This is a genomic window from Zooshikella ganghwensis DSM 15267, from assembly GCF_000428585.1.
Lineage (GTDB): Bacteria > Pseudomonadota > Gammaproteobacteria > Pseudomonadales > Zooshikellaceae > Zooshikella > Zooshikella ganghwensis.
In genome coordinates this window covers 1-8,338 of the sequence record NZ_AUAF01000173.1, presented here as the reverse complement: position 1 = coordinate 8,338, position 8,338 = coordinate 1, and the positions used below count along the sequence as shown (strand labels likewise).

The window sequence follows — 8,338 nt, the reverse complement described above, 5'->3', positions numbered from 1 at the left end:
AAGCAAGCCACTAAATAGTAAAAAGGATAATGACGCGAGAATACGTGAACCTTTATCAAATAAATCCCATTCCATCCCAATCAAGCGACTCAGGATTTTTTTAATATGAGTGTAAACAAAAAATTGATCGGTATTGCCAATCGCTACTTTTTGGATCGCAAAGCCCAGATCGTTAATACCAGACCACAGTAGATCTGTCAGATAATCATAGAAAAGTAGACCGGTAACACAAAGCAGAATACGTATGGTCGTCAGTACTGCAACTTCAACCCCACCTCGAAAAAAAACCCACTGAAGCAACGCATCAGCTATTGCGATAATCCCCATGACCAGCATTAGCCGCCAAACAAAGCTACCCAGGACATTCGTGCTCCCCTGGCTACCTAACACATAATTCACAAAATCACTGATTACATTCAATGTTGTTTTAAACAGCACATCACTGTTCACTGTGGTTGTTGCATCCGCAGCCAGCGCAACCCCAGGCACCAGCAACAGGAGCGCAAACAGCAACAGCGGTTTTACAGAATTTCTCATTCGTTACGCATCCTTGCAGAATAATAAAATAGGATAAAAAAATATAAATATATATAGAATCCTATATATATAATTTATAGGAGCTATAAAGTTAAGGGTATTACAACTTAAAAAAACAGGTTAAAAGCCACGATCATCGTACATCATTAGTTCCTCCTTAAGGATATTTTTTCGAAGCCAAAGTACTTCAAAGTCGAAGTCCTCTTCAAAAACCTCTCCTTTAACTCTCTCACTCACATGTATACTTGACCTCGCGTTATCTCTAAGTGCTCTAAGTTTAACTATAAGCTTCTGAGTATCCTGTTTACTTTTTCTGTTATATTTATTTTTACAGTAAGCATCTGTACCTCTATCAGGAATCTCATTATCTATTCTTTTTCTGATATTCTTATAGCAACTAAATAAATCTTCTACGCTTTTCGACTTTTGTTGTTTACAACCTTTCTTTAACTGCTCATGGTACTCTGCTTTTTTCTCTAAATATGGGTCAATATATGGATTGCTCGCAGCCATACCATTTAAGGTGTATATAGAACTAATAAAAGCTAAAACCATGTTTTTCATAAATACATCCTGTAAGATACCTATTAACCTTTATTTGATAAAGCTGTTGAGTAGCCAAGACCTTACTCATCAAACCATCACCAACGCCCAGTATTATCAATCTTTGTAGGTGACTGGTTTAATGCTCTTTGGATACGTTCAATACGCTCCAACCTGCCCTGAGCTTGCTTAGCAAAAATAAAATCTGAAAACTTATTCGAATGTTCAAACTGCTTTTGTTGAATCTCTTGCATTACTTGTAAATTTTCAAAAATATGCTGATTTTGCAAAGCCATTAACTGTAGCGTAGCCAACTCATTATTATTATCTAACGCAACATCACGCCTAAGCTCATCTAAGTCCGAAGACCTTTTGATAGCACTTCTTCTTTTTGTCTCAAGATCTTTCACATCAAAAGCATGGATATCAGCTAAGCGAGAACGTTGAAAGTCACGATCATAGTTAGCTAATTCTTTTTCACGCATTGCACTGGTAAAACCTTTATCTCTATACCTATCAGGAATCAGTTGGCGGCCTACTTCACTGGTTCCCAACACCCTTTGGTAAATGCGCTTAACACCTTCATCAGCGTTATAAACACCATTTTTATCATACAGTTGTATATCATCATACACAGATCGATTTGTTACTAAACGCTCATACGCTAAGCGTTTTAACTGCTCAGGATCTTTAACGATGGTTTTCAGTCCATGTGCAATACGTTGTAAATGCTCATACTCTGCACTGAGTTTCTTATATTGATCATCAAGCTTACCGTATAGCTCGATCAATTTAGCGATTTCATTATCTGAAAGCTGCTCCAGCACCTTTTTGTTTCCCTCAGCTATCTTTTCTAGCAAGGGGTAAAGAGCAACATCCGAAGTAGGTACTCCAGTACCTCCAGAACCAAATACAATCGAACTACTCATTAGAGTTGATAAGGCAAGTGTATAACCTAGTTTTTTTGCAAGCTTTTTAAGTTTCATAATCGACATCCTTGCTGTCTCAGTTGTTTAATGGTTTCCTCAATGGCAAGGTCAGGGTTATGTTGATAACGTTTAAACAGTTCGTTGCGAATAGGTGCTTCCTGGGGCCGACTGGTACCAATGACGTACTGTGCGGGGTCTGCATTGATATTCACCACTTTAGAAATACCCACCTCACGCTGAACAATGAGTGCTTGTTTTTTAGGTTTCATTTTTTTAATCAAGGCGCACTCATCAGCACTTAAATCAAAGGCTTGTTGATACAGTGAGGCATCGCCCTCAGAGTCCGGCATAAAAATATAGGCCGTTGCAGCCCCTCGTACGACATGCCAGTCCGGTATCGACATGTATTCCCTAGGACCTTGGGTCCATAGCCCAAACCCACCAAAGTATTTACCACTGGTACGTACACATTTTAATAAGGCATCTCTGGCTGCTTCGATGCTGAGCAAGTGGTGGGCTTCATCAATATCGGTGTATTTTGGAATAGTGCGTAAATGTTCATTTTCATACTGCATATACACTCTATAGAACATCTCATTCATTAAAATTGGCAGTAATTCATCGTTATCTTTGTACTGCTTTAAATTAAAAACAGAAATACGCTTTTTTAATTCGCCAATAGCATCTTCAGCAACACCATAGAGATCCCCATAATGGCTCCCTGGCAAAAATGCTGTGAGTCGTTGCTTTGTAGTGTTCATCAGCATTTCAAACACTCCAGATAAACGACCTTCGACGCCTAAGCTCATTACTTGCCCAATACACTGAATAAGGTCTTCAAGCTCTTCTGGCCGTAAAAGACGCTCTTCTTCACGGATGGTTTTGTTGTTTAGTAACATCAATCGCACTTGTGTTACCAAATGGCTATAGAGCGTATCCTTTACCACAGGATCATCCAGTAGACGAAATGGGTTAAAACCAAAACCATCACCACCAATATTGATCATGGCGGCATCATCACCATAGAAACGGGCGAGGGGTATAGCCCCTTCATCAATATCAATCGCAGAGTACAATGTGCCAAACTTGAGCATATGCATGGCTAATAGCATACGTAAAAAGCTTTTACCGCTACGAATAGGTCCCGTGCATAACAGTAAACATTTGTCGCCCACAAACGGTGAAAAATGAAAAGGCGTACCATCAGCTGATTCCAGTATGACCAAACTCTCTTCGCTGACATTGGTAGTTTGCCAATATGGTAATCCGGTATGTGCCTTATAGTTTAAGCTTAAGGCTGATGCCTGGGCAGCATTGTATTGTAAGTTACGGTATTTAGACTCTTTACTGCCTGGTAAACAAGCAGCATAAGCCTTTTGTATCCCTGCACTTTCCCAAATAAAGTTAAAATCAGCGGTGTTAAGTGCTTGGTTAAAATCTTTTACCGTTTTTCTTAAAGCATTTAAATCATCATCAAATACCAAAATTGATGCATGATAGTGTCCGAAAATACGGTCATTTTGAATCCTGTTTAGATCCTGAATAGCACGCTTTGCATCTTCGTTATATGCAGCATCATCACGCAATCGTTCATCCGCATTCTTAACATTACCCAGTAAAATATCACTCACTTTTAACGTTTGTTGAGCCACCTCATTTTTTTTATTTTTTACAAATAAAGATTTTTGCAACCGCGAGTACGGTTCATATCGGGTAATAACCACATAATTACCTCGCTGTAATAATGGTATTTTACCCCGTAGCCATGCAGCAGAACGGACGTGAGAGTCCCCTGACCCTGTGATTGACAACACTTTAGTGTAAACTGGTACTGCACCGTGGAGTTTGAGCGCTGTACCCAGTCCTTCAATTTCTACCACTTCCTGATCACCTTGGCCGAGCAGTTCATGCCAATTAGTCGATGGTGCTTGATTGAATGTCGACTGTAAAAACACAGTTTTATCAAAATTCACCAGAAAGTGATAAAGCCGCCACAGATCAGTAGTACTCATCGATTGGACGTTAAAACTGTATGCATCTAGCCTATCACTGAGTACATGCAGCATATCTTCGGCTTGCTCTAACTGATCTTTTAATAACTCATTATTTAAATAGAGATTATCTTGCAATGAAAATAACGGTTTAATTTTTTTTATTTCACGTAAGCTAGTCATGGATTTGACCAGTTTACGCAACCTTAACAAATTTAACTCTAACCGATGAGGCCGCTTAATTTCATAACAGTGAAAGAGCTTGGAAAGGCTGAGGCCTTTTTCGTTCAAGAACTGTGCACGGCGCTCCGAAACCAGCTGACTACGTGAATGATCACGAGGCATGGGAACATACTTATAGCCTTCAAGATGCAGGTAGAATTGCCAATAAATAGTATCACTGTATTGCTCATACAAGGACTTATACAACTGACTGAGACGACGCAAGGTCGCCTCTTCATAAGGTTGCAGTTCAATACCATGTTCAATGTTTAAGCCACATAAAACATGTCCATTAGTGGTAATCATCTGTTTTTGACATTGGCCATATGCACTAATCAGCTGACTAATGGCCTTCATTAGGTAGAACTCCCTGAATAGTTTTGAATAGCAATTACATAAGCAGTGATATTCAAAAAGACAATGCCTGCAATCACAGCACGCGCCAAGGTTTGAATAGCTTTACCCTGTTGTGCCGCAAATGCCCATATCATCAGGCCTACCCCCGCAGATACAATGGTAAAACCTACCGCCCAAGGTCCCGTCATATTATTTATTAGATCCTGAAAAAATTTGTTAGGACCTGCAAATAAACCAGTGGTAGGAGCATTAAGGTTGTAAGCAGCTGAAGCCCAGGACGAATAAAACAATACACAGTATGTTGTGTAATATTTAACTAAATTTTTCGGTAGTCCTTTTTTCACTGACACTCTCTCCTTGTCGATTAAGAATAATTAATCGTTTTTTTAATGTTGGTTTATCTACAGACAAACGCCTAACAGACCATGCAGCCCACCATGACGTTAACGCTTCATAATCATCACGATAGATGACATAGGCCGTTAAAAACAAAACTGTAAATAGGGATACCCCAAACCACCAGTACACTTGAAAACTTAGCAATAAACAAAATATAAAGGCTTTAATTACATGGGGTATTGGCACACCAAGTACGGTTTTTTGATTAAAAAAACGTAAATTTTTTAGTTCGTCTGCTTCTTCCTGAAAAGACGTATCCATTTGTCACCCGAAATAATATTCAGTATGATTTCGTCAAACCTATATTATATAAGGAGTTATATAGGTTCCTTTTTCACGTCCTTTTTTAACCATTCAGGGAATGAACCATGGCAAAACTCATCACGTTTCACCTGCCACAAGAAATGATTGACGACTTGCAAGAATACATTATTGATGTCGTCAACGAAGACTGTGACCCCAAAGTGATCAATCGCTCCATGGTCATTCGCGAGCTAATACGGCTTTCTCTCGACTCCCTGGAACACCTTAATTTGGACGCAGTTTATGACTCCTATTCGCTGTACAGTGAGCTAGCGCGTGGTATTAAGTCTTATTATCACACTCACTACTTACTTCAAGAGAGTAAGCGATAATCTAGTTAACTTCCTTATTACAACTTATTAGAGTACGGTGATATAGATTATTTTTATACGAATAACACCGTATTCTATCGAATTTTATCTACACTCTGCAATAAATTATGACTTATCTATTTCACTTTTTTTCACGCGTAATTCTGCAAGTTCACGCTTTACTTTATCTCGCTCAGCTTTCAGGTGACGAATATCAACCATGATTTGCTCACCTTTTTCAGCTAACCGCCAACAGTGATCAAAGGGATCAATTTTTTTACCACAATTCAAACACTGCAATGTACGTGTCGCACGGTTTAACTTAATACGGGTATGATCACACACCACCTCACCTTGCTTGCACGTAGGCACACTTTTTCGATTAAACAACAAAATATTATGTTTACCTTTCATTATGCAGCCACCAAGCATTGAAAAGCTGGTCCTAACCTATAATATTTACCTTCGCGCTCTAAAATTTGGCGATTGGTTAACTCCTGGCATAACTGACGAGCTTTCGCATCTGCTATTGCTAAGCTATCCCTTAATTTAGAATGAAAACCACTGGTAATTTCCTTTTGTTGAATCACATCAATTGCTTTTTCAATGGTTTCTTCTGACACTCCATTTCTTGCAGTTAGAACACCTTTTGTCTTAGGTTTCATATGCTGAGCCGCCTTAACAGCTGGCTGACTTGAGGCCAATGCTAGTTCAGGGTACCCCATGATCTTAGTCTTATCACTATCCGATGTATTACTGCTAGGTCCATCAATAACTGATGCTGTACATCTTGCTTTAGTTTGCCAAACAATAAATACTAGCTTTAAGAAATCAAATACCAATCCTACCAGCAATCCCATCAGTAAGTTTACTTGTTGTGCTGTTATAGGTAAGAAAGCAGCCCACGTTATTGCAATCCCCTGATAAGCATCTATTTGTGGTGTACTACCACTCAATAACTTCAGTCGTTCTTCTTGTAGAGCTTCTTTTTCAGCAGTAAGCACTTTGATTTTGCCATTCCTAGCATTTACTTCTAAACGGATCTTCTCTGACTCCGTATATATAGTTCGCTCTTTTTTGAGCTGTTCAATTTCATCTGTGCGCGCTGAAATCTTATCATTTAAGACCTGGAGGCGTTCATTAACCATGGTATGTTGCTGGTGATCATTCAGTGACACAGAAGTAACAACCCCACTTATAGTCACCACACTAATCCCAAGGCATAATACAAAAACAAATACATCAACTGTTGTCTTTTCTTGCCTCAAAATAAGCCGTTTTAAGGATTCAATACATGCTAAATCTGTAACCAAAATGAAGAGCAAAGCTAAGACAATAGCTAAGTAGCCTAAATTTTGAACAAACGTATATGCAAAATAGCTTGAAAGTAAATATGACGCTATACGTGAGGACCAAGCGCCAATGCTGATTGTGGTTATTTTAGCTAGATCCATAGCACAGTCCTTGATACATATCCTTATAACCATTAGATTATATACATAACATTTCGTTTGTAAATAAAACAATATGAATTTTTATAGTAACGCACAAATTATTGACAAGCTTAAGCGGCTATTACGAATAAAGTCAGACACTGACCTTGCTGCATACCTTAATGTACAAAGGCAGTCTATTTACCAGTACAAAGCTAGGGTAAATGATGAACAGGGAGGAAATATCCCATCTAAAATCATTAGCGAACTACTAGCTCAACTAGATAAACTTTTAAATGAGCAACCTTCAAGCATTGAATCTATACATAAGTTGTCCTTAAAAACAGCTAAAAATAGGTCATTTACTCTAACCTTTACTACTGTTAAAGATCCGTCTCAGCTTGTTTATAGAGATAGCGTTATAGTTAATTTTGATGATTCCGTCATAACCTCAACTAAAATTGATCTCTTCACTACTCATTCAGGCAGCAAAATCCTTAATCTTGATAACAATCAGATAGAGCTATCTGCTACCTCATCAAAGAAGTTATTAAGTTTCTTGAACGAAATTAATGAATCATCTTAATCTGCCAGCTATCACACAAAGTAACGTATTGATGAATGAGCAGCTAAAGCTACTCATTCATCTGCAGTCAGCCTATAAAGACGACAGCGAATTGTGCACAATCCCTAAGCGAGATAGCGCATCTATTACTTGCGTGAACCTTAATGATTCACCACTAGGAGAAGTAAGTACAATCAAATCTCTGCTGTGTAAGTGCTTTACAATCAAGTACTGACCACGTCTTGCAGTGTAAAGCTCATAACAGAATTCCTGAAATGCACTTGGTTGAAGAAATAACTGCTTTGCTTCAAATATCAGCCCGTATAAATTTCTGTCAGACAAAAACTTATCTAATGAGCCATCATTTTCAACAAATTTTTCAGCAGTTAAATTAAGATCTTTCAGACAATCAAAGTTATTAAATTGAGTGAATGAGTTATTCATGTGGGCATCCTTACTCACGATAAGTGAGATAGGATACAGTTGCTCTCAATCAGAGAGACTGTATCTATCTCTCTGATTGGTGGTGACACACTTTCAGTCAGCTATAAGTGCGTATTACTGACCATTTTTTTATACATCACGTTTAGTAAAAAAACAACTGGTTTTAGTGACTGCTCCCCACCCTAATCGGGCGAGGCTTCTGATTTCACAGGCTACAGCTGGCATTAGCCAGACTTACACAGCCTCCATCAGCAGAGACGGACAGTCCTTCCGCCTTTAATTTTACGATACCTTGCTGTTTTAA

Annotated in this window: 11 protein-coding genes; 2 read left to right on the top strand and 9 right to left on the bottom strand. The window is 38.6% G+C overall.

Translation table 11 applies throughout. The annotated features are described in order from the left end of the window. From F607_RS31180 to F607_RS0122475, 6 genes are all read right to left on the bottom strand, one after another. On the bottom strand, window positions 1–537 hold a 537-nt coding region (locus F607_RS31180), incomplete at its 3' end, for a hypothetical protein (protein ID WP_038292074.1). Between the two features lie 120 nt (window positions 538–657). Then, window positions 658–1,101: a hypothetical protein gene (locus F607_RS0122495; RefSeq protein WP_027709875.1), complete on the bottom strand. Its 444-nt coding sequence runs from the start codon at window positions 1,099–1,101 to the stop codon at window positions 658–660. 77 nt (window positions 1,102–1,178) lie between these two features. After that, complete coding sequence (locus tag F607_RS0122490; RefSeq protein WP_027709874.1) at window positions 1,179–2,066, bottom strand: hypothetical protein; 888 nt, start codon at window positions 2,064–2,066, stop codon at window positions 1,179–1,181. Continuing rightward, a complete protein-coding gene (locus F607_RS0122485; RefSeq protein WP_027709873.1) occupies window positions 2,063–4,579 on the bottom strand; it encodes a VirB4 family type IV secretion system protein in 2,517 nt (838 codons plus the stop codon). Before F607_RS0122485 ends, F607_RS0122490 begins: the two co-directional genes overlap by 4 nt. Continuing rightward, window positions 4,579–4,767, bottom strand: coding sequence for a hypothetical protein (locus F607_RS34300; RefSeq protein ID WP_157365568.1), 189 nt, complete (start codon window positions 4,765–4,767; stop codon window positions 4,579–4,581). The genes F607_RS0122485 and F607_RS34300 overlap by 1 nt, the downstream gene beginning before the upstream one ends. A gap of 124 nt (window positions 4,768–4,891) precedes the next feature. Then, window positions 4,892–5,239 carry a VirB3 family type IV secretion system protein gene (locus F607_RS0122475; protein ID WP_027709871.1) on the bottom strand — a complete coding sequence of 116 codons (348 nt, stop codon included), beginning with the start codon at window positions 5,237–5,239 and terminating at the stop codon, window positions 4,892–4,894. A gap of 107 nt (window positions 5,240–5,346) precedes the next feature. Between F607_RS0122475 and F607_RS0122470 the strand changes: the two genes are divergently transcribed. Beyond that, window positions 5,347–5,613: a hypothetical protein gene (locus F607_RS0122470; protein WP_027709870.1), complete on the top strand. Its 267-nt coding sequence runs from the start codon at window positions 5,347–5,349 to the stop codon at window positions 5,611–5,613. 105 nt (window positions 5,614–5,718) lie between these two features. Here the strand turns inward: F607_RS0122470 and F607_RS0122465 are convergent, their stop codons facing one another. Further along, window positions 5,719–6,006: a hypothetical protein gene (locus tag F607_RS0122465; protein WP_027709869.1), complete on the bottom strand. Its 288-nt coding sequence runs from the start codon at window positions 6,004–6,006 to the stop codon at window positions 5,719–5,721. After that, window positions 6,006–7,046 (bottom strand): coiled-coil domain-containing protein, encoded by a 1,041-nt coding sequence (locus F607_RS0122460; RefSeq protein ID WP_027709868.1) that lies wholly within the window; start codon window positions 7,044–7,046, stop codon window positions 6,006–6,008. Before F607_RS0122460 ends, F607_RS0122465 begins: the two co-directional genes overlap by 1 nt. Window positions 7,047–7,119: 73 nt before the next feature. Between F607_RS0122460 and F607_RS0122455 the strand changes: the two genes are divergently transcribed. Next, a complete protein-coding gene (locus F607_RS0122455) occupies window positions 7,120–7,611 on the top strand; it encodes a hypothetical protein (RefSeq protein ID WP_027709867.1) in 492 nt (163 codons plus the stop codon). 72 nt (window positions 7,612–7,683) lie between these two features. Here the strand turns inward: F607_RS0122455 and F607_RS0122450 are convergent, their stop codons facing one another. Next, on the bottom strand, window positions 7,684–8,034 hold the full coding sequence (locus tag F607_RS0122450; protein ID WP_027709866.1) for a hypothetical protein: 351 nt from the start codon (window positions 8,032–8,034) through the stop codon (window positions 7,684–7,686). Between the last annotated feature and the right edge of the window lie 304 nt (window positions 8,035–8,338).